Annotated in this window: 1 protein-coding gene; it reads right to left on the bottom strand. The window is 59.1% G+C overall.

The window, feature by feature from the left end; genetic code table 11:
* Nucleotides 1-381 (bottom strand): integrase core domain-containing protein (locus WG899_RS22315; RefSeq protein ID WP_339597832.1); only part of this gene is annotated, 381 nt, incomplete at both ends.

The raw sequence follows: 381 nt of genomic DNA, 5'->3' as shown, positions 1-381 counted from the left end.
CCCCCCAGTGCGTCATGCGGTCGGTACTCGTTGTATTGGGTCAGCCAATCGTCGGCGATGGCTTGGACTTGTTCGATGGAACTGAACAGGTAGGCGTCGAGCACTTCCGTTCGGAATGTCCGGTTGAACCGTTCGATGTAGGCGTTCTGGTTGGGCTCGCCAGGCTCGATGTAGTTCAAGGCAATACCTTTGCGCTGGGCCCATTCGACGAAGTCATGGCTGGTCATCTCGGGGCCGTTGTCCATGCGAATCGACTGCGGCGCACCGTACCAATCCACCAGACGGTCCATCGTTCGAATCAACATCGAAGCCGGCAGGGATTGGGCCACCTGGATCGCCAGGGCCTCGCGATTGGCTTCGTCGATGACGTTGAGGGTTCGG

The sequence above is a fragment of the Paucibacter hankyongi genome (assembly GCF_037482915.1).
Taxonomy (GTDB): Bacteria; Pseudomonadota; Gammaproteobacteria; order Burkholderiales; family Burkholderiaceae_C; genus Paucibacter_A; species Paucibacter_A hankyongi.
The sequence above is the reverse complement of the archived record's forward strand: the minus strand, read 5'-3'. Positions and strand labels throughout refer to the sequence as shown.